This window comes from Azospirillum oryzae, assembly GCF_900177515.1.
Lineage (GTDB): Bacteria > Pseudomonadota > Alphaproteobacteria > Azospirillales > Azospirillaceae > Azospirillum > Azospirillum oryzae_A.
Genome location: NZ_FXAK01000009.1, coordinates 52,047 through 72,628, shown reverse-complemented (window position 1 = coordinate 72,628; position 20,582 = coordinate 52,047). Strand labels below are relative to the sequence as shown.

Genomic DNA, 20,582 nt, shown 5'->3' with positions numbered 1-20,582 from the left:
AAGGAGTCGGCCGTTTCAGTTCTTGGCGGCAATCGCTGCCAGCACCTCGCGCGCAATGCGCCGCGCGTCCGCCGGCACCTCACCCCCGAAGCCCTCCTTCACGCCCAGGTCGGAGATCCATTGCTGATGGGCGGCGGTGGCGGTGGGGAGGAAGCTGCTGACGCCGGCATGGTCCAGCGTCGCCGCGACCTCGCGCATCTCGGCGGCGCGGCGCTTGCCGTGGACGACGACCCGCTCCATCACGTGATCGGCCAGATCGGCGAAGTCGATGTTGGACAGCGACGAGGCGACGGACGGGATGATGCGGTCCTCGATCCCCAGCTTCACCGCGGCGGTGACGCATTCCATCGTCACGCTTTCGAAGCCCTTGATGGCGATGCTGCGGATCATCTTGATGGTGGAGGCGTCGCCGGTCCGCTCCGACACCAGCTCGAACTTCATGCCGAGCGCCGTCAGGATCGGGGCCGCCTTTGCTGCCGCCGGACCGCTGATCAGCAGCGGCGTCTCGTGCAGGCGCGGATACACCGGGGCCATCACCGCGACATCCACCGTGCCTGCGCCACGCGCCGCCACCCGCTCCGCCGCGTCGGCCTTGCGGAAGGGGGCGGCGGAGTTGATGTCGAGCCACAGCAGACCTGGATGCACGCCCGGCAGCACGCTGTTCGCCGCGGCGAGCACCTGATCTGCGGTGACGGCGGAGATGACCATATCGGCCCTCGCCGCGGCCTCGGCGGCGCCGGCGACCGGCTCCACGTCCAGGGCGCGGCATTCGGCGCGCTTCGCCTCAGCGTGGACGGGATCGTCGAACAGGATGTCGTAGGCGATGACATTGACGGGACCGCGGGAGCGCCAGCCGCGGGTGAAGGCCTGGGCGGCTTCGCCGAAGCCGATGAAGGCGATGATGGGAGTGCTCATTCTGGTGTTCCGGGGCTCAGTGCAGGCCGCCGATGCCGCAGAGGGCGTCGAGCTTGGCGGGGTCGTCGATCAAGGCTTGGCTAGCGCCGTCGAAGGCGATACGGCCGCGGCTCATCACCATGGTGCGCGGAGCAAAGGCGAGCGCCAGTTTGGCGTGCTGCTCCACCATGATGATGGACAGGTTGCCCTCGTCGCGCAGGCGCAACAGGGCGTGGAACAGCTGCTCCACGATCACCGGGGCCAGCCCTTCGAAGGGTTCGTCCAGCAGCAGCAGGCTGGGGTTTGTCAGCAGCGCACGGCCGAACGCCAGCATCTGCTGCTCGCCGCCCGACAGCTGGTTGCCCATGTTGGTGCGGCGCTGCTGCAGGCGGGGGAACAGGTCATAGATACGCTCCAACGTCCAGGCGCCGGGACGCAGGCCAACCAGAAGGTTCTCCTCCACCGTCAGAGAGGGGAAAATCTCGCGCTGCTGGGGGACGAAGCCGATGCCGGCATGGGCGCGGCGGTTAGGCCGCAGCGCTGCGATATCGACGCCGCCAAGGCCAATGCGGCCAGCGTGCAGGCGGGTCAGCCCCATGATGGTGGCGAGCAAGGTGGTCTTGCCGACCCCGTTGCGGCCGATGATCGACAGCTTGCCGCCGACGGGGAGGTCGAAGCTCAGATCCTCCAGCACCACGGTGGCGCCGTAGCCGGCGCGCACGTTCGACAGGGACAGCGCCTCAGGCATGGATGCCCTCCCCCAGATAGACGGACTTCACGGTCTCATTGTTGGCGATCTCGTCGGGCGTTCCGCGGGCCAGCACGGCGCCCTGCACCAGCACGGTGATGCGTTGGGCGAAGCGGAAGACAAGATCCATGTCGTGTTCGATGATCAGCACGGCGAGGTTGCTGGCGAGGTTCTCCAGAACCTCGATCACCGTCCCGGTCTCGGTCGAGGGGATGCCGGCCGCTGGCTCGTCGAGCAGCAGCACCTTCGGCCGCAGGGCCAGCGCGATGGCGATCTCCACCAGCCGCTGGCGGCCATAGGGCAGTTCCCGAACCTCGCGGTTGCCCCAGGGGTCGAGGCCGAGGCGGCCGAGGATCTCGTACGCCTCGTCGCGGATCAGCCGGCGGCGCGACGGGCTGGGCAGCGGGCGCCAGCCCTGGCCATGGAACTCGTCCAGCGCCAGGATGACGTTCTCCGCCACCGTCAGGCTGTTGAACAGCGTGTTGATCTGGAAGGTGCGGACGAGGCCGCGTTTCACCCGAGCCTCGATCGACAGCGCAGTCACATCCTCGCCGTCGAGGATGACCGAGCCGGAGGTCGGCTGGACGAGGCCGGTCAGCAGGTTGACGAAGGTGCTCTTGCCGGCGCCATTGGGGCCAATCAGCGCCTCGAAAGTGCCGGGCTCCAGGGAGAAGTCGATGTTCTGCGCGACGGTCAGCGCGCCGAAATTCTTTTGGAGCGCGCGTGTTTCGAGAATTGGGGCGGACATCACGCGGCCTCCTTCGAACGGAACAGGGCGAGCAGGCGGTCGACCAGACCGATCAGCCCCTTCGGTGCGAACAGCACGATCACCGCCAGCAGCAGGCCGAGCCAGAAGTACCAGTAGGCGGGGTCGAGCGCCGACAGACGGTCCTTGAACAGGGTGAAGACCACCGCCCCCAGCAGGGCGCCCCACAGCCGGCCGGCGCCGCCCAGCGCCACGATGATCAGGATTTCGCCCGACAGGCTGAAATGCAGGACGTTGAGGCCGACGAACTGCGAAGTCTGGGCCAGCAGCGCCCCGGCAATGCCGGCGAGTGCGGCGGAGACGATGTAGATCGACAGCAGGCGGCGCTGCACGCCGGTGCCGATAGCCTGCATGCGCACCCGGTTCTCGCGGATGCCGACCAGCGAGCGGCCATAGGGCGAGCGCGTCATCAGCACGGCGAAGATCACGACGACGATCAGCACCGCCAGCGTATAGACGAAGGCGGTGAGGCCGAAGATGTCGAACTCGAACAGGCCGGCGACGGGGGAGACGACCATGCCCTGCAACCCGTCGGCGCCGCCGGTCAGTGGCTTCGCCCGGTTGGCGATCTCATAGACCAGGGAGGCGAAGGCCATGGTCAGCATCAGTTGCCCTAGGCCGCGGGTGCGCAGAACCAGGACGCCGGTGGCCGCCCCAAGCAGGGCCGAGACCGCGCCGGCCAGCAGCAGCGCGGACAGCGGCTCCGTCCAGCCGAACTGGACCGAGGCGATGCCGACCGCATAGGCGCCCAGCCCGAAGAAGACGGCATGGCCCAGCGTGACGATCCCGGCGAAGCCGACCAGAAGATCGACCGACAGCGCGAAGATCATGGTGATGGCGACCTGGGCGGCGAGCAGCCAATAGGCCTCGCCGAACAGCAGGGTGGCGAGCGCTGCCAGACCGAGCAGGACGGCGATGACGAGGTCGCTGCCGCCCCGCCCCATCGCCAGCCCCCGCCATGTGGAGGAGGCGGCAGCCCCCTGGTAGGAGACGGAGAGGCTTTTCACAGGTTCGTTCCTTGGGATTGGCCGTGCCATGTCTCAGCTCCGCACGCCGAAGAAACCGGCCGGCTTCGCCAGCAGGATGGCGATGACGACGCCGTAGATGAAGAAGGCGCCGAATTCCGGGATCAGGTACTTGCCCGCCACATCGACCACGCCGATGCACAGCGCCGCCAGGAAGGGGCCGAAGATCGAACCCAGTCCGCCGACCGCGACGACGATCAGGAACAGGACCAGATATTCCTGCCCGTAGGTCGGCGTGATCGACAGCACGTCGGCGCCGATGCCGCCGCCGAGACCGGCGATGCCGGTGCCGAGCGCGAAGGTCAGCGTGAACAGCATCCGGGTATCGACGCCGACGGCTTCCGCCATGTTGCGGTTGTCCACCGCCGCCCGGATGCGCATGCCCATGCGGGTGCGGCCGATCAGCAGCCACAGCGCAGCCAGGATGGCGACGCCGGCGACGATGACGAAGGCGCGGTAGGCCGGGAAGTCGATCCCGCCCAGCGTCACCTGACCCGACAGGGCCGCCGGGATCTCAGGCTGCTGCTGCAGCGGGCCGAAGGCCAGCGTGAAGCCGGCGATGGCCATGAACAGGAGGGCGATGGAGAACAGCACCTGCCGCAGCTCGTCAGCGCCGTAGAGGGTGCGAACCACCAGCCGCTCGACCACCGCCCCGGCCAGCGCCACGGTGACGAAGGCAGCCGGCAGGGCGACCCAGAAGGGCAGCCCCAGCGACCGGGTCGCCATGACCACGACATAGCCGCCAGCCGCGGCGAAGGCGCCGTGAGCGAGGTTGGCGAAGTTCATCAGGCCCATGGTGATGCCGAGCCCGACGGAGACGATGTAGAGGACCATCGCGAAGGCGAGGCCGTGGAACAGGATGGTCAGAGCAGCCGTGATCACGGGGCCGCACTCCCTTTTTCAAGAGCGGTGTTACTTGGCCTTGCCCGGATCCTTGACCGCGGCGAAGGTCTCGAATTCGACGTTGCGCAGCGCGCCGTTCACCTTCTCCACCCGGCGGATGTAGATGTTCTGCACGATGTCGCGGGTCTCCGGATCGATGGAGACGGATCCGCGCGGGCTTTCCGCCGTCCACTGGCTCATGGCGTCCACCGCGGCTTTGCCGTCGCCCTTTCCCTTCATCGCCTTGATGGCGTGATGGATGGCGGCCATCCCGTCATAGCCGCCGACGGCCATGAAGGTCGGCGTGCTGTCGGCGCCATAGGCGGCCTGCCACGCCTTCAGGAAATCGGCGTTGGCCTTGCTGTCATGCGCGGTGGAATAGTGAAAGCCTGTGACCACGCCCAGCGCGGCATCGCCCATGTTGGGCAGTTCGTCCTCCACCGTCACTTCGCCGGAGCCGATCAGGCGGATGCCGGCCTCCTTCAGGCCCAGGCTCTGGTACGCCTTCATCAGCGCGGTCGACTGGGTGCCGCCGGGCAGGAAGACATAGAGCGCGTCGGGCTTGGCGTCCTTCACCTTCTGCAGGAAGGGCACGAAATCGGGGCTCTGCACGGGCACGCGTACCGACTGCACGACCGATTTGCCGTCGCCCTTGAAGCCGGCGGTGAAGGCCTCTTCCGCCTCGATGCCGGGGGCGTAGTCGGAGACCAGCGTATAGACGGTCTTGATGTCGACCTGCTTGGACGCCCACTGCGCCAGCGGCTGGGTGAATTGCGGGATGGTCTGCGACACGCGGACGATGTAGGGCGAGGCCTTGGTCGTCGCCGACGCGGCGGCGTTCATGATGACGAAAGGCACCTTCGCCTGGGTGGCGATGGGAGCGATGGCGTTGGCGTTCGGCGTGAAGATGATGCCGGCCAGGAAGTCGACATGGTCGCGCACCACCAGCTCCTGCGCCAGCCGCTTGGCGACGTCGGGCGCCGGGCCGGTGTCGTCGCGCACGACCAGCTCGATCGTGTCATCGCCGAGGTCGGTCTTGTGCAGCTGTTCGTAGAGCCGCGCCCCGCGCTCGATCTGCTGGCCGAGCGATGCGGTCGGGCCGGACAGCGAGGCGATCAGTCCGACCTTGTAAGCCTTGGCATCGGCGCTGGCCGCCATCGGCAGCAGGGCGGCGGCTGCCATGGCGGTGCCGAGGGTGAGGGTGCGGAAGCTGGTCATTGTGGTGGGTCCTCCCAGGGACTTTGTTGTGGGTGTTTTGGGTAGGGGCGAGAAAAAGCGCGTCAGCGCCCCAACTCCTCCAGGCGGTCGACATAGACCAGCCCGGCCTCGGCCAGCGCCGGACGCATGTCGTACATGTCCAGGCCCAGTTCCCCGGACGCGAGGCGCTTGCGCTTGCCCTCCTCGTTGGCCGACCGCTTCTGGCCAAGGGCAGCCACGTCCGCAGCGCGCGAGGCCGGCACCACGACGACGCCGTCGTCATCGGCGACGATCACGTCGCCCGGATTGACCAGTGCCCCGGCGCAGACCACCGGAATGTTGACGGAGCCGAGCGTCGCCTTGACGGTGCCCTTCGCCGAAACCGCGCGCGACCAGACCGGGAAGCCCATCTCCTGCAGGCTGGCCACGTCGCGGCAGCCGGCATCGATCACCAGCCCGCGCACCTGCCGCGCCATCAGCGAGGTGGCCAGCAGGTCGCCGAACATGCCGTCCGTGTTGTCGGTGGTGACGCCGACCACCAGGATGTCGCCGGGGCGGCACTGTTCCACCGCCACATGCAGCATCCAGTTGTCGCCGGGCTGGGCTAACACGGTGACGGCGGTTCCGGCGACCCGCGCCCCCGGCCAGACCGGGCGCATGTAGGTCTTCATCAGCCCCAGCCGCCCCATCGCCTCATGAACGGTGGAGACGCCGAGCGTGGCGAGGCTCTCGACCGCCGCCCCATCGGCACGGTCGATGTTGCGGACGACGACGCCGAGTTTGGTCGGGATCATGCCAGTTCCTCCAGCACCATTGGGAAGACGCGCTGGTAGGCTTCGCCGTGGGTCATGCCCTGCTTGGTGCCATAGGTGGCGCCGCGTCCGGCGTTGCGGCCGCCCTGGGCGCCGCGCTGCAACGCTACGCGGGTGTAGTAGTCCCACAGATGCGTCTGGGCCGGCAGCGTCTCGAACGCCTTGCGCTTGATGTCCCAGACCTCGTCGATGTTCAGGATCACGTTCGGCTTGAAGTCGCACTGTTCGGGCTGGTGCGGCTCGAACAGGAAGACCGGCGGGGCGCCGAGCGTCTTCGTGCCGGGATCGTGGCCGGCGGCCTGGGCGATGATGCGGGCCTGCTGGGCGAAGCGGGCGGCGTCGGGATGGTCGTAGTTGTAAGGGTCGGCCGCCGCGTGGGTCAGGACGAAGGCGGGCTGGACGTCGCGGAAGATGTCGACCAGCCGGTCCAGCATCTCGCGGTTCAGCGCCAGCGGATAATCCTCGGTATCGAAGAACTCGATTTCCGCACCGAGGATTTCGGCGGCACGCAGGGCCTCGTCATGGCGCTGGCGCTTCACCGCCTCGAGCGTGGCGCCGGGCTGCTTCCACGCACCCTGGCTTTCGCCACGGGCGCCGTAGGACAGGCAGACGATCTTGACGCGATAGCCGCGTTTGGCGTGCAGGGCGATGGCGCCGCCGGCGCGCCAGACGAAGTCTCCCGGATGCGCGCTGACGACCAGCGCGCCCTTTTGCGATTGCGTGCTCATGGCGGTGTGCGCCTGTGGTTTGGAGGTTTGGTTGAATGACCGCCACATTTGGACGGCTGTACAAATGCTAGGCACCGCCGCAGTCCTGTGTCAACATGAATTTGACGGACGTACAATCGGTCTGTTTCAATGTTCAAATAATTTGTACAGACGACCAAATGGCGCTAGGATGGCGGCAGTTGTTCCGCTCCATCCGATCCGGAGGTCGATCCCGTGCTGACCGCGCAACGCCAGAACTCGATGAGGGAGGCGATCCTCGATGCCGCGGAAGATCTGTTCTCCAAGAACGGCTTCCGTGCGGTGTCGATGCGGGAGATCGCCCAGGCGTCGGGCGCCAATCTCGGCAGCATCAGCTATCATTTCGGCTCTAAGGACGGGCTGCTGCGCGCGATCTACGAACGCCACTCAGGCCCGATGAACCGGCGCCGGCAGGAATTGCTGACGGAGGCGCAGCGAATCCGTGATCCCGACGACCGGCTGGAGGCGATCGTGCGCGCCTTCATCCTGCCGTCGCTGTCGCAGACGGAGGGCAGCATCGGCGGCGGCGCCCGCTTCGCCCGGCTGCGCGCCGTGGTGATGGCGGAGCGTCACGAGGACGCGCAGAAGATCATCGCGGAGACCTTCAACCCCATCAATCTCGCCTTCATCGATGCGCTGCAGGCCTGCCTGCCGCATCTGCCGCGGGCCGACATCGTCTGGCGCACGCATTTCCTGCTGGGGGCGGTCAGCTACACGCTGATCAACCCGTGGCGGGTCACGCGCCTGTCGGACGGCGAGGCGAATGGCGAAAACACCGAAGAGGCGCTGGTCCAGATCGTGCGCGCCGCCGTTGCCGCTTTCCGCGCGCCGGCGGGGAGCGATCCCGCGCCCTGACCGATTAGGGAGCTTGAAACGATGACCGAGCAGATCGGCATCCGCTGCGCGCTGATGCGCGGCGGCACCTCGAAGGGCGCCTATTTCCTGGCGTCGGACTTGCCGGACGACCCGGCGGCCCGTGACCGCATCCTGCTGGCGGCACTCGGCTCGCCCGATCCGCGGCAGATCGACGGCATCGGCGGGGCGCATCCGCTGACCAGCAAGGTGGCGGTGGTATCGAAATCGGAACGGCCGGACTGCGACGTCGATTACCTGTTCCTGCAAATCGTGCCGGACAAGCCGATCGTCTCCGACAAGCAGAACTGCGGCAACATCCTGGCCGGCGTGGCTCCCTTCGCCATCGAACGCGGGCTGGTGCGGCCGGCGGGAGAGCGCACCACCGTGCGCGTCTACATGGTCAATTCCGACAGCAAGGCGGAGGTGACGGTGGAAACGCCGGCCGGCCGCGTGCGTTATGACGGTGACGTCGCCATCGACGGCGTGCCGGGCACCCATGCGCCGGTGACCCAGGCCTTCCTCGACACCGAAGGCTCGGCCTGCGGCGCGCTGCTTCCGACCGGACGGACGATGGACAAGATCGATGGCGTGCCCTGCACGCTGATCGACAACGGCATGCCGGTGGTCGTCCTGCCGGCCTCCGCCCTCGGCCTGACCGGCTACGAGGATGCCGACGCGCTGGAAGGCGACGCCGCCTTGAAGGAACGGCTGGAGCGAATCCGGCTTGCCGCCGGGCCGCTGATGGGGCTGGGCGACGTGCGGGCACAGACGGTGCCGAAGCTGACGCTGGTGGCGCCGCCCCGCGACGGTGGTATCATCTGCACCCGGACCTTCACGCCCTTCAGCCTGCATGCCTCGATCGGTGTGCTGGGCGCGGTGACGGTGGCGACGGCCTGCCTGCTGGACGGATCGCCGGCCCATGCGCTGGCGGCGGTGCCGGCTGGGCCGTCCAAAATCTGCGATGTGGAGCATCCGTCGGGCCGGCTGACGGTGGCGCTTGAGATCGATACCGCCACCGCGGGCTTCAAGCTGCGCCGCGCAGCCCTGGTGCGGACGGCGCGGCTGCTGATGGACGGGACCGTGTTTGTTACACCTGCCGCCCGACCTTGACCGGCATCGCTCAGCGCTTGGTCATAGCAGTCGCGCGCTGACCTTCTGGAACACGAGCCGCTTCAGGTGAGAGCTTGTTGGTGGCAGGCACGTCCCGGCTGGCGCTGAGCGGGATGCTGCTTTAAGCTGAGTAGGAGTGGTGCGGCGGGGCGCGGTCTGGTAGGTCTGAGGCCCTCGTTCTGACCGCTATGATCCGCACTCTATGGGCACTGCCGTTCGTCCCGCAAGCACCACGTCGGCGTCCTGGGATGCGTTTTGGGATGTCGATGCTTTTGTCGATGAGGTGCTCAGCGAACTGACAGCGATGGCGACCGACGGCAGTCGCCCAACCCGTTCCGGGCCGAAGCCGGCGCTCACGGGAGCAGCGTTGCGCAAGGCGATCATGGCAATCTGGTGCGTGTGCTTTTGCGGCATGCGATGGCGCACCATCGGTCAGCTCACCGGCATTCCGTTCGGCACGTTGTACACCCTGTTCGCCCGCTGGACCCGGCTCGGACTGTGGCGGCGCTTACTCGACCGGCTGTGCCGCATGTGGCGCATGGCATGCGGCGACACGGCCGAGCCGAGCACGGTGGTGATCGACAGCCGCACCTGCCCCTCGGCCCCGAGTTGTTTTGCGCGGGGCGTGGATGGCGGCAAGAAGATCCGCGGCGTGAAGGTCAGCATCGCGGTGGAGAAGTACGGCCTCCCGCTGGCGATCGACGCCATGCCGGCCAACGTGCACGACACCAATGGCATCGTACCGGTACTGCGCCAACTCGCTGGACGTGGGTTCCAAGGCCCCGCCATCGGTGATCTCGGCTATCGGGGTGAACGCTTGGCCAAAGCCGCGAAAGCGCTCGGCATCACCGTCCGGCCGGTCGTCCGCGGCCGTGACGGGGTGTTCATCCCTACCGAGATCGCCTGGGTCGTGGAGCGCTCCTTCAGCTGGATCAGCCGTTACCGACGATTGAACACCATCGTCGAGCGGACGAAGGAGCACCTCGTCGCGTTCGTCGAAATCGCCTTCATTTCCATCCTCTCCAGGCGCCTGAAGCGGCTCACGCCCCAGGAGGTCAGCACATGACGTCTACGAACAGGTTCTGAGGGCTTGCCTCCTGTGCCCGCAATCAAAGAACCAACGTCGCTCAGCCCCCGTTTTCTCCATTAGCGTGAGAGGCCCCCGGTTGTTCCTCAACGGCAGAACCCAGGCCCGATTACCGCATCTACCAAAAGTCACAGACCCACGAAATAGGAATTTAATTCTATATTGAGGTGGCGCTCACGATCACAATCGTTAACTCTTTAGCCGGATAGACTGCATCGAGCTGACCACCCGATAAGCAGTTGGCAGAGTCTCGGACAACCCAAGGCCGCTGTCCCCTCATCGGGTTGGTCGTCAGTAAAATGCTCATTGATTGTGTCTTTGCAAAGTGAACCCAAGTGAGCAGCCGGAGCGTTAGCGAGCACACGGAACAGACACTCTTCCAGCCTTTTAGGGTAACCTTGGACATGGGCAGGAATGCCCGGCTGCGATTGTTTATACGGTCGCATATCTCCGTGTCCTGCGCTGAAAGATGTGACTAGAAAGGGATAATCATGTCATCCCGGCAGACGGATGATTAAGCCGCCGTCCCATCCAAGTGGCCAAATTTTGCCACAAGCATCGGTAAGATTTTAACCAAATCAGCAATGTTTCGTTAACGTTTTCCACGCCAGCATGACTGCCAACGCAGCAAAAATAGGATAATAGTCATGAGCTCGACCGCAACTCTGAGCACGATCATCGTCAACGCCTATGGCAAGTCGGGGGATGGCGTCGCGCCGCATTTCAAACTTCTGGTCGACGGGCAGGAAGTCGGGGAAGCCTCCACGACATCCACCTCGTCCAAGGACTACAGCTTCACCACCGCGCTTGAAGAGGGAACGGCGCACACCGTCCAGATCGTCTACGACAACGACGCGGTGAACAGCGCCTATCGCGACCTCTATGTGCAATCGATCACCGTCAATGGCCATACGCTGGCGGCGACCGATGCCACCTATTCCCGCTACGATGACGCGGCGACCAGTGCCAATCAGGCGGGGCAGGAAAGCATGTGGTGGAACGGCGCGCTGACGTTCAGCACTCCGGCCAGCTACTATGGCGCGAGCACTGCCAGTTCCGCTGGAACCGCCACGAACTCCACCTCCACGGCTACCAGCATCGTGGTGAACGCCCAGGGCACTGCGGCCGGCGGGAAGAACGCTCATTTCACTCTCCTGGTCGACGGCCAGAAGGTGGGCGAGGGCACCGTCGATGCCGATAGCAAGGATTTCACCTTCACCACGGCGCTGGATGCGACCAGCGCCCACAAGGTGCAGGTGCAATACGACAACGATGCAGTCGTCGACGGCACCGACCGCAACCTGCAGGTCAACACCATCACCATCAACGGTCACGCCGTAGAGCCGACCGACAGCATCGTCAGCTATGATAGGGGCGCGCTCGATGGCAAGGACATGATCGACGGGCAATCGGACATGTGGTGGAACGGTTCGCTGGTGGTCGATGCGGACAAGAGCTATTTCGCCACACCCTCCGCCAGCACGTCCGCCAGCACCACCGCCGCGCAGAACGTGATCACCGTGAACGCCGCCGCCAGTACAGCCGGCGGCGAAGGCGCACACTTCACGGTGCTGGTTGACGGCAAGGAAATCGGCGAGGGCACGGCGACAGACACCGCCGCGAAGGATTTCAGCTTCACCACCAGCCTGACCCAGGATGCCGCTCACACGGTTCAGGTGAAATACGACAACGACGCCATCGTCGACGGCATCGACCGGAACCTGTACGTCAAGAGCATCAGCGTCGACGGAAAGTCCGTGGTGGCGACCGATGAGTCCGTGTCGGTCCACCGTGACGACAACGGCACCGACATCGGGGCGACCGGCAACCTCTATTGGAACGCCACCCTGACCGCCAAGCTGGATGCCGGCTATTTCGATGCGGCGGGAAGCAGCACGAACGACGGTTCTGTGGGCTCGACTGGCAGCAGTTCGGGCAACGGCACATCCGACGTCTCTACCGGCAGCAGCGGCGGCACACCATCAGTTACCGTCGGCAACGTTACCGTGTCCGATCCGGGCATGGTCGAAAGCAGCGGCTCGATCGATGGCTTTTTGCACACCGAAGGCAACCAGATCGTCGATGAAAGCGGCAACAATGTCAGGCTCACCGGCGTCAACTGGTTCGGCGGCGAGGGCTACAACTACGTGCCCTCCGGCCTGTGGGCCGACAGCTACCAGAACCACGTCGACAGCATGAAGGATCTGGGCTTCAACGTCATCCGCCTGACATGGTCGGACGATCTGTTCTCCAGCGACGCCGTCACCAATGGCATCGACTATTCCAAGAACCCGGATTTGGCCGGCCTGACCCGGCTGGAGGTCTATGACAAGATCATCGACTATGCCGGCTCGGTCGGCATGAAGGTGATCCTCGACCACCACCGCAACGACGGCGGTGCCGGCACCAACGAAGGCGGGCTCTGGTACACCGACAATTATTCCGAAGCCGATGTGATCGACCACTGGCAGACGCTCGCCACTCGCTATGCCGGTAACGAGGCGGTGATCGGCGCCGACCTGCACAACGAGCCCAGCGTGTCGGCCACCTGGGGCGACGGCAACCAGGCCACCGACTGGGCCGCGGCGGCCGAGCGCATCGGCAACGCCATCCAGTCCGTCAACAAGGACTGGTTGATGATCGTTGAGGGCACGGAATGGAGCAGCACCCTGGCCGGCGTTCAGGAAAGCCCGGTCGAGTTTGACGTGCCGAACAAGCTGGTCTATTCCCCTCACGCGTACGGTCAGAGCGTCTATAATTTTAGCTGGCTGCAGGATTCGAATTTCCCTGACAACCTGCCGGCTCAGTACGACAGCATGTGGGGCTACATCTACAAGAACAACATCGCCCCGATCCTGCTGGGCGAGTTCGGCGGTCAGATGACCAGCAGCGCCGAACAGACCTGGGCCAGCTCGCTGATCAAGTACCTGAACGGCGACTGGAATCTGGACGGCACCAGCGATATCGCCTCGGGCGATCAGGGGATGAGCTGGACCTATTGGGCCTGGACGCCGGAATCGGGCGATGTCGGCGGATTGCTGGAAGACGACTACAAAACCGTGGACTCCACCAAGATGGACATCATCAAGGCCGGCTTGGCGTCCAGCACCACCACCACAGTGGCCGGCACCGAGGAGGCGGTGTTCACCGTCCAACTGGCCAACGCGGTGACCACAACCACCACCATCGACTACGCGACCGAGGACGGCACGGCCACGGCCGGGTCTGACTACACCGCCGCCAGCGGCAGCCTGACCTTCGAGCCTGGTGAAACGACCAAGACCGTCACCGTTTCAATCATCGGCGACAACGCCACCGAAGGGACGGAGAATTTCCTTCTCCACCTGACCAGCGGCAACACGCTGATCGGCACCGCCACCGGCACCATCATGGATCACGTGGCATAGAAGCCGGCCAGACGACGCATTTAGCAAAAGAGCAGCCGGACCATCAATGGTGCCGGCTGCTCTACTCCAGCAGGGTGGCCGGCCTGTGGGTAACCTTACTTGCATGTGAGCAGTCGGGCCGCTCTTGGACAGTGCAGCCCAGTTCATCCACGCAGAATACAGAAGAACCATCGAACCGAGGCCAATATCACCGACGTCCTGTCCGTTTGGCTGAACGAGGCCGCCAGCAGCGACCTGCGGTCCTCCGCCGATGGTCTGCGTTCGGATTTCGCCGCGGCTCACGCCGCTTCTACCGCCCCATGGAACAATGGACAGACGGTAGGGCAGATTACACGCCTCGAACTCGTCAAGCGCTCGATCTACGGCCGCGCAAAGTTCTACTTTTCTCAATCTAAGCAACACAGTTATGCCCATTTTTATCACAGGAGGCACCTCCGGTCTTCGCGCATGAAATCTTTAGCTGCCTCGTAAGAGGTAATACGAAAGGTTTGGCCGCTATGAGGAGTGTGCTTATGGCAGAGAATCCGACGACCATTACGGTCACTGCTTGGAGAGCCGGTACCCACTGGGTTGCTCCTGATTTCACCCTGCTTATTGATGGAAAAGAAGTTGGGGTGGCTTCCGCCGATACGTACAGTGCGATGGATTATTCCTTTACCGTGGATCTCGATCCCGATCAGGCGCACACGGTGCAGGTTCGTTACCAGAGCGATACGTCCACCCGCGATCTTTTCGTCAGCGGTATCCAGATCGGCGAATTCACGATGAAGAGCACCGATCTCGGCGTGACCTACGACAAGGGCGCGATCGACGGTCGCGACGTCGTATCCGGCCAGGAGGCACTCTACTGGAATGGCGCGCTGAACTTCGAAATTCCGGCCGGCAGCATCGACTTGCCTCAGGCCGATGACGACAACCTGGTGTCGATCATGGTCACAGCCTCGGGCACCAGCACCGACGGGGAGCCGCCTCGCTTCAACCTGCTGTTGGACGGTGAGGTCATCGGCCAGGGAAGTGTCAGCTCCGGCAGCCCGACCGATTACGTCTTCAAGGTCGAGGTGCCCGCTGGACAGGAGCACGAGGTCCAGGTCCAATATCTGAACGACAGTTCCAGCCGCGATTTCTACATCCACAGCGTCACCATCGACGGCCAGGAGATCAAGTCGACCGACCCGAATGTCACCTACGATAAGGGGGCGCTGGATGGTCGGGACACCGTCGCCGGTCAGGAAGCGATGTACTGGAACGGCACGATGGTCTTCGGCGCTCCCGCCTCAATGTTCCCGGAAAGCATCGAAATCACGGTGACCGCCCGCCGAACAGGTTCCGATCCGACGCCGCCGCACCTCAAGTTGATGCTGGATGGCGAGGTAATCGGGGAAGCCGACGTCACCACGACCACCGACAGCACCTATCTCTTCACGGCGAAGGTCGCCCCCGAAGACGTCGAGCGCGTTCAGGTCCAGTACACCAACGACGCCTCGGGGCGCGACCTGTTCGTGACTGGCGTCGCTTTCAATGGGACCGACTATTTCTCGACCGGTTCAAACGTCGTCTACGACAAAGGCGCGCTGGACGGGCGGGATACCACCGCCGGCCAGGAAGCGATGTACTGGAACGGCACGATGGTTTTCGCGATCAAGGCCGACGGCTCCTCCGATCCCGCGGAGCCCACCGGGACGGACACCTCGACGGACGACAGTTACGATCTTGTCGTGACGGCATGGCGCACCGGAACGAACGCCCGGCCGCCGATCATGAAAGTCTTTATGGACGACGAACTCGTCGGCTCGGTATCGGTTTCCGCGACCTCGGCCACAGATTATGCCTTCACGATCACTGGCGATCCCAACGAGGCGCACAAGATCCAAATTATTTACGACAACGACGACTATGACCGGGACCTGCACGTGACCGGCATCACCATCGACGATCAGTTCATCGCCTCGACCAGCAGCTACGCCTCCTACGACAAGGGCGCGGTGGATGGCATCTACGTCGTTTCCGGCACGGAAGACCTCTACTGGGGCGGTGGCTTGACCTTTGGCTTGCCGGAGAGCGTGTTCAACGGATCGGCAACCGTGGAAACACCCTCCGAAACCGACGCGGGTGGCGATCTCAAAACGGTGGACATCACCGTCAACGCCTCTGGGACAGCCTCCAGCGGCACGACCCCCTATTTCAAGGTCATGGTGGACGGTCGGGTGGTCGGCGAAGCCAACGCTTCGGCATCCGACAGCAAGGCTTACACGTTCAGGGCCGACGTGGATCCGTCCGAAGCGCATGAGGTCCAGATCGTCTTCGACAGTGACGGCCAGGGGGGCAACCTCTCCGTTGACAGCATCGTCGTGAATGGCCGAACGGTGGACTCGACCGCTTCCAACGTGACTTACGACAAGGGTGAACTGGACGGCGAGGATGTCGTCGCCGGGCAAGCCAGCCTCTCGTCCACCGGCACTCTCGGCTTTGATATACCCGCCGGCACCTTCAGCGATACTGCCACTCCGCAAGCCCCGATGGAGACCGCCTACTATGTGTCGGCGGTCGGCAACGACAACTGGTCGGGTACATTGGCCGAACCGAACGCCGACGGTACGGACGGGCCTTTCGCCAGCCTGGAAAAGGCGCAGGCTGCCATGCGGACGAGCGACATTGAGACGACATATGTCCGTCAGGGCACCTACCACCTGGCGGAGACGCTGACCCTGACATCCCAGGACAGTGGGGTCGCCTTCAAGGCCTACCCGAGCGAGACAGTTGTGCTGTCTGGCGGCGAGGTGGTGACCGGCTTCACCGACGAGGGGAACGGCGTCTACTCCGCCAAGCTGGACGAGGCGACAGACCTCGATCTCAGCATCGGCGGCGAGCGCCAGCGTCTTGCCGAAAAGGGTGAGTGGGACGAAGACGACGTGACCGCCGGCTGGTATTTTGCCGACGCCGCGGCTGCTGGGGCAAGCAGCACCTCGCTCCGCTATCAGGGAGACGATGTATCCTTGAGCGACCTCGCTCCCGGAACCCGAATCCAGGTCATGAATTATGACCGTCTCGAGGACGCGATCGTCGAGATCAAGAGCATCGACACGGAAACCAAAACCATCACCTTCGAAACGAGCGCGGGGTTCGCGCTGGAAGAGGGAACGACCTTCCGTCTGGTCGATAACGCCGGCTACGTCGATCAGGAGACGGAATTCGCCTGGCGCGAGTCCGATGGCCGTCTGGTCTTTAAGCCGGCAAGTCCGCAGACCCTGGAGGAGGATGGCGTCGAGGTCGCGCGGCTCGATACGCTGATCTATCTCAACGAGGCGAAGAACGTCACCATTGAGGGCTTTACCTTCACCAACACCAAGTCCGGTGGGGAGGCGCTGCTTCTGAAAGACGCCGACAACAACCAGATTAGCAACAACGCCTTCCACAGTGTTGGGACCGGCATCGCACTGACCGAGGGCTCGAGCAACAACGTCGTGAGCGGGAACGACCTCGAACAGCTTGCCGAGCACGGCATCCTGCTGACCTATGGCAGCGACGCCAACCATATCACGGCCAACGACATCAGCCAGATTGGCATGGTTACCAAGCACGCCGGCGGAATTTATGCCTATGGCGTCAATGACAATATTATCTCGCATAATGAGATTTCGGACAGTTCGCGTTACGGCATCTCCATCAAAACCTGGGACGAATCGACGACCAGCAGCAACAATATTATCGAATACAACAAGATCGCAAACACCATGCTGGAAACTGCCGACGGAGGAGCCATTGAGACTCTCGGCCGCCTCGGAATGGACTCCGGCAACATCATCCGAGGCAACTGGATCGATGGTGCGGAGGGCTTGGCCACCAGCGCGAGCGACAAATGGATCGAAGGTCAGAAGGGCTTCGGCATCTATCTCGACGACATGTCCGGAGGTACGACGGTTGAAGGCAATTTCATCATGAACACGTCATGGGCCAGCATCATGATCCATGGCGGCGACAACAACTCTGTCACCAACAACATCGGCATCCTCGACGACAACAAGGAGGATTTCATCTGGATTGCCGCCGCGAACCCTTCCCATGGCGAGAAGGCCGTCCCTGTCAACAATACCGTGACCGGAAACATCATTTATGGCGAACTGCCGCTGGACGATTATATTCAGCTCGAGGCGGCCGGCACCTTTACCATCAACAATAATCTGGTCTACGACGCACCGACCTATGGATTGGACGATGTGACCGGCAATCCCCAATTTGCCAACCGACTGGCAGGAGACTACAGCCTCCAAGATGCCTCCCCGGCAAAGGTCATGGGATTCGAGGATCTCCAGTGGGAACTGATGGGAAATATACAGGGGTTGGATGCGTGACTTAAGTGACGGTTCTCGACTATGAAGAGGGCAGGCGCGGGGTGCTGTCAGGTTGACGAGCTCGCCCTGTCCTTGGCAGGCTTCCGGTCATGAGCACGCCCATCAACCCGTACCGCGGCTTCCGCTTTCCGGCGGCGATCATCAACGAGGCCGTATGGCTGTACCATTGCTTCAGCCTGAGCCTGCGCGAGGTCGAGCTGATCCTGGCGGCTCGCGGTATCGAAGTCAGAGCTTGTTGGTGGCAGGCACGTCCCGGCTGGCGCTGAGCGGGATGCTACTTTAAGCTGAGTAGGAGTGGTGCGGCAGGGCGCGGTCTGGTAGGTCTGAGGCCCTCGTTCTGACTGCCTGGATCCGCACTCTATGGGCACTGCCGTTCGTCCCGCAAGCACCACGTCGGCGTCCTGGGATGCGTTCTGGGATGTCGATGCTTTTGTCGATGAGGTGCTCAGCGAGCTGACAGCGATGGCGGCCGACGGCAGTCGCCCAACCCGTTCCGGGCCGAAGCCGGCGCTCACGGGAGCAGCGTTGCGCAAGGCGATCATGGCAATCTGGTGCGTGTGCTTTTGCGGCATGCGATGGCGCGCCATCGGTCAGCTCACCGGCATTCCGTTCGGTACGTTGTACACCCTGTTCGCCCGCTGGACCCGGCTCGGGCTGTGGCGGGGCGTACTCGACCGGCTGCGCCGCACGTGGCGCATGGCCTGCGGCGACACGGCCGAGCCGAGCACGGTGGTGATCGACAGCCGCACCTGCCCCTCGGCCCCGAGTTGTTTTGCGCGGGGCGTGGATGGCGGCAAGAAGATCCGCGGCGTGAAGGTCAGCATCGCGGTGGAGAAGTACGCCCTCCCACTGGCGATCGACCCATGCCGGCCAACGTGCACGACACCATGGGCATTGTACCGGTACTGCGCCAACTCGCTGGCTGCGGGTTCCAAGGTCCCGCCATCGGCGATCTCGGTTATCGGGGTGAACGCTTGGCCAAAGCCGCGGAAGCGCTCGGCATCACCGTCCGGCCGGTCGTCCGCGGCCGTGACGGGGTGTTCATCCCTACCGAGATCGCCTGGGTCGTGGAGCGCTCCTTCAGCTGGATCAGCCGTTACCAACGATTGAATACCATCGTCGAGCGGACAAAGGAGCACCTCGTCGCGTTCGTCGAAATCGCCTTCATTTCCATCCTCTCCAGGCGCCTGCAGCGGCTCACGCCCCAGGAGATCAGCGCATGACGTCTACGAACAGGTTCTAAGCGCCGCCACAGTCCGAGCCGGGTCCAGCGGGCGAACAGGGTGTACAACGTACCGAACGGAATGCCGGTGAGCTGACCGATGGCGCGCCATCGCATGCCGCAAAAGCACACGCACCAGATTGCCATGATCGCCTTGCGCAACGCTGCTCCCGTGAGCGCCGGCTTCGGCCCGGAACGGGTTGGGCGACTGCCGTCGGCCGCCATCGCTGTCAGCTCGCTGAGCACCTCATCGACAAAAGCATCGACATCCCAGAACGCATCCCAGGACGCCGACGTGGTGCTTGCGGGACGAACGGCAGTGCCCATAGAGTGCGGATCCAGGCAGTCAGAACGAGGGCCTCAGACCTACCAGACCGCGCCCTGCCGCACCACTCCTACTCAGCTTAAAGTAGCATCCCGCTCAGCGCCAACCGGGACGTGCCTGCTACGAACAAGTTCTCAGCGATGAGGCCGTGGAGCAGTGGAGCGCCGAGCCGAGCCGAGCCGAGCCACGCCGGGCGGGCAGCGCACCTGCTTCCACTTGGCGATCCTCATGGCGTTGATGCTGCGCGCGGTGTACCGCTTGGCTTTGCGGCAAACGGGGGGGCTGCTCGCCTCCATCATCCGGTTGCGCGGGCTCGATCTGGCGGTGCCAGATCATTCGGCGCTCAGTCGTCGGGCCAAGACCGTCACGTTCCTGACCCCGCCGGCAAAATCCACGGAGCCGGTCCGTCTGCTGGTTGACAGTAACGGCGTGAAGCTGTGCGGGCCCGGTGACTGGCTGGTCGAGCCGCACGGCGCGCGCCGGCGCCGCGTCTGGCGCAAACTGCACGTCGGCCTGAATGCCGCCATTGGGCGCATCGTCGCCGCGACCCTGACCGCCCATGATGTGGATGACGCCTCACAAGTCGGCCCACTGCTGGAGCAGATCGCCGAGCCCCTCGATGCCGTCATCGCCGATGGCGCCTACGACCAGAGAGGCGTCTATGAGACCGCGGCCAAACGGCATCCGGGAGCGGTCGTGGGCGTGCCGCCACGCTCCACGGCGGTGCCGAGCGACAACGCGCAGGCTAACCAAACACTGCGGGATCGGCATCTGCAGGCCATCGCAGACGGTGGTCGCATGGTTTGGCAGGCGACGTCCGGCTACAACGTGCGCGCGCTCGTGGAAGCCTTCTTTAGTCGCTACAAACACGTGATCGGAGATGGCCTACGCTTCCACACCGACGATCGACAACAAACCGAGATCGCGGTTGCCGTCCTCGTCCTGAACTGCATGCTCCACCTCGGACACCCGGACTCTGTCCGCCTTGTGTGATCAGGGACACCAACCCGCCGGCATCAGCTTTTGCTGCCTCCATGCAACAGCGTCGCGCCGGCACGACGATCAAGCTGGCGCGAAATCTGCCGGAACCGCTGCCAAACCCCGGGTGCATTGCATCAGTCCAAACAGAAGTTTTGCAAATGATAATTATAATCGTT

General features: G+C 64.1%; 17 protein-coding genes. 8 read left to right on the top strand and 9 right to left on the bottom strand.

From position 1 onward, the window contains the following. Nucleotides 1-15 precede the first annotated feature (15 nt). The 8 genes from B9N97_RS28775 to B9N97_RS28740 all read right to left on the bottom strand — a co-directional run bounded on the left by B9N97_RS28775 (nt 16) and on the right by B9N97_RS28740 (nt 7,052). Nucleotides 16-915: a DUF1932 domain-containing protein gene (locus tag B9N97_RS28775; RefSeq protein ID WP_085091263.1), complete on the bottom strand. Its 900-nt coding sequence runs from the start codon at nt 913-915 to the stop codon at nt 16-18. A gap of 16 nt (nt 916-931) precedes the next feature. After that, complete coding sequence (locus B9N97_RS28770; protein WP_085091262.1) at nt 932-1,642, bottom strand: ABC transporter ATP-binding protein; 711 nt, start codon at nt 1,640-1,642, stop codon at nt 932-934. Further along, a complete protein-coding gene (locus B9N97_RS28765) occupies nt 1,635-2,390 on the bottom strand; it encodes an ABC transporter ATP-binding protein (protein WP_085091261.1) in 756 nt (251 codons plus the stop codon). Before B9N97_RS28765 ends, B9N97_RS28770 begins: the two co-directional genes overlap by 8 nt. Beyond that, nucleotides 2,390-3,415: a branched-chain amino acid ABC transporter permease gene (locus B9N97_RS28760; RefSeq protein WP_208621297.1), complete on the bottom strand. Its 1,026-nt coding sequence runs from the start codon at nt 3,413-3,415 to the stop codon at nt 2,390-2,392. The genes B9N97_RS28765 and B9N97_RS28760 overlap by 1 nt, the downstream gene beginning before the upstream one ends. A 33-nt stretch (nt 3,416-3,448) precedes the next feature. Next, nucleotides 3,449-4,315: a branched-chain amino acid ABC transporter permease gene (locus B9N97_RS28755; RefSeq protein ID WP_085091259.1), complete on the bottom strand. Its 867-nt coding sequence runs from the start codon at nt 4,313-4,315 to the stop codon at nt 3,449-3,451. Nucleotides 4,316-4,345: 30 nt separating this feature from the next. Next, nucleotides 4,346-5,533, bottom strand: coding sequence for an ABC transporter substrate-binding protein (locus B9N97_RS28750; RefSeq protein WP_085091258.1), 1,188 nt, complete (start codon nt 5,531-5,533; stop codon nt 4,346-4,348). A gap of 62 nt (nt 5,534-5,595) precedes the next feature. Further along, nucleotides 5,596-6,306: a 4-carboxy-4-hydroxy-2-oxoadipate aldolase/oxaloacetate decarboxylase gene (locus B9N97_RS28745; RefSeq protein WP_085091257.1), complete on the bottom strand. Its 711-nt coding sequence runs from the start codon at nt 6,304-6,306 to the stop codon at nt 5,596-5,598. After that, nucleotides 6,303-7,052: a PIG-L deacetylase family protein gene (locus B9N97_RS28740; RefSeq protein ID WP_085091256.1), complete on the bottom strand. Its 750-nt coding sequence runs from the start codon at nt 7,050-7,052 to the stop codon at nt 6,303-6,305. The genes B9N97_RS28745 and B9N97_RS28740 overlap by 4 nt, the downstream gene beginning before the upstream one ends. A 213-nt stretch (nt 7,053-7,265) precedes the next feature. On the opposite strand from B9N97_RS28740, the gene B9N97_RS28735 reads away from it, so the two are divergent. The 7 genes from B9N97_RS28735 to B9N97_RS36525 all read left to right on the top strand — a co-directional run bounded on the left by B9N97_RS28735 (nt 7,266) and on the right by B9N97_RS36525 (nt 18,988). Beyond that, nucleotides 7,266-7,925, top strand: coding sequence for a TetR/AcrR family transcriptional regulator (locus B9N97_RS28735; protein WP_208621296.1), 660 nt, complete (start codon nt 7,266-7,268; stop codon nt 7,923-7,925). A gap of 21 nt (nt 7,926-7,946) precedes the next feature. Next, nucleotides 7,947-9,035: a 4-oxalomesaconate tautomerase gene (locus tag B9N97_RS28730; protein ID WP_085091255.1), complete on the top strand. Its 1,089-nt coding sequence runs from the start codon at nt 7,947-7,949 to the stop codon at nt 9,033-9,035. A 202-nt stretch (nt 9,036-9,237) separates the two neighbouring features. Further along, nucleotides 9,238-10,101: an IS5 family transposase gene (locus tag B9N97_RS28725; RefSeq protein WP_208621295.1), complete on the top strand. Its 864-nt coding sequence runs from the start codon at nt 9,238-9,240 to the stop codon at nt 10,099-10,101. 668 nt (nt 10,102-10,769) lie between these two features. Next, entirely contained in the window at nt 10,770-13,529 is a 2,760-nt protein-coding gene (locus tag B9N97_RS28720; protein WP_085091254.1) for a cellulase family glycosylhydrolase, read from the top strand. A gap of 512 nt (nt 13,530-14,041) precedes the next feature. Next, a complete protein-coding gene (locus B9N97_RS28715; RefSeq protein WP_167393408.1) occupies nt 14,042-17,878 on the top strand; it encodes a carbohydrate-binding domain-containing protein in 3,837 nt (1,278 codons plus the stop codon). An 89-nt stretch (nt 17,879-17,967) separates the two neighbouring features. Beyond that, complete coding sequence (locus B9N97_RS28710) at nt 17,968-18,144, top strand: hypothetical protein (protein WP_208621294.1); 177 nt, start codon at nt 17,968-17,970, stop codon at nt 18,142-18,144. A gap of 94 nt (nt 18,145-18,238) precedes the next feature. After that, a complete protein-coding gene (locus B9N97_RS36525; RefSeq protein ID WP_143266912.1) occupies nt 18,239-18,988 on the top strand; it encodes a transposase in 750 nt (249 codons plus the stop codon). Here B9N97_RS36525 and B9N97_RS36520 read toward each other — a convergent pair. After that, nucleotides 18,975-19,427 (bottom strand): transposase, encoded by a 453-nt coding sequence (locus B9N97_RS36520; protein ID WP_085091251.1) that lies wholly within the window; start codon nt 19,425-19,427, stop codon nt 18,975-18,977. The genes B9N97_RS36525 and B9N97_RS36520 overlap by 14 nt on opposite strands. 154 nt (nt 19,428-19,581) lie before the next feature. Between B9N97_RS36520 and B9N97_RS28695 the strand changes: the two genes are divergently transcribed. Continuing rightward, nucleotides 19,582-20,418 carry an IS5 family transposase gene (locus tag B9N97_RS28695; protein ID WP_085091250.1) on the top strand — a complete coding sequence of 279 codons (837 nt, stop codon included), beginning with the start codon at nt 19,582-19,584 and terminating at the stop codon, nt 20,416-20,418. Nucleotides 20,419-20,582: the final 164 nt, after the last annotated feature.

Excerpts from the sequence above, each read along its gene's own strand:
- B9N97_RS28775 (WP_085091263.1), bottom strand. The coding sequence starts at position 915 with ATGAGCACTCCCATCATCGCCTTCATCGGCTTCGGCGAAGCCGCCCAG.
- B9N97_RS28770 (WP_085091262.1), bottom strand. The coding sequence starts at position 1,642 with ATGCCTGAGGCGCTGTCCCTGTCGAACGTGCGCGCCGGCTACGGCGCC.
- B9N97_RS28765 (WP_085091261.1), bottom strand. The coding sequence starts at position 2,390 with ATGTCCGCCCCAATTCTCGAAACACGCGCGCTCCAAAAGAATTTCGGC.
- B9N97_RS28750 (WP_085091258.1), bottom strand. The coding sequence starts at position 5,533 with ATGACCAGCTTCCGCACCCTCACCCTCGGCACCGCCATGGCAGCCGCC.
- B9N97_RS28745 (WP_085091257.1), bottom strand. The coding sequence starts at position 6,306 with ATGATCCCGACCAAACTCGGCGTCGTCGTCCGCAACATCGACCGTGCC.
- B9N97_RS28740 (WP_085091256.1), bottom strand. The coding sequence starts at position 7,052 with ATGAGCACGCAATCGCAAAAGGGCGCGCTGGTCGTCAGCGCGCATCCG.
- B9N97_RS28730 (WP_085091255.1), top strand. The coding sequence starts at position 7,947 with ATGACCGAGCAGATCGGCATCCGCTGCGCGCTGATGCGCGGCGGCACC.
- B9N97_RS28725 (WP_208621295.1), top strand. The coding sequence starts at position 9,238 with ATGGGCACTGCCGTTCGTCCCGCAAGCACCACGTCGGCGTCCTGGGAT.
- B9N97_RS28720 (WP_085091254.1), top strand. The coding sequence starts at position 10,770 with ATGAGCTCGACCGCAACTCTGAGCACGATCATCGTCAACGCCTATGGC.
- B9N97_RS28715 (WP_167393408.1), top strand. The coding sequence starts at position 14,042 with ATGGCAGAGAATCCGACGACCATTACGGTCACTGCTTGGAGAGCCGGT.
- B9N97_RS28710 (WP_208621294.1), top strand. The coding sequence starts at position 17,968 with ATGAGCACGCCCATCAACCCGTACCGCGGCTTCCGCTTTCCGGCGGCG.
- B9N97_RS36525 (WP_143266912.1), top strand. The coding sequence starts at position 18,239 with ATGGGCACTGCCGTTCGTCCCGCAAGCACCACGTCGGCGTCCTGGGAT.
- B9N97_RS36520 (WP_085091251.1), bottom strand. The coding sequence starts at position 19,427 with ATGGGCACTGCCGTTCGTCCCGCAAGCACCACGTCGGCGTCCTGGGAT.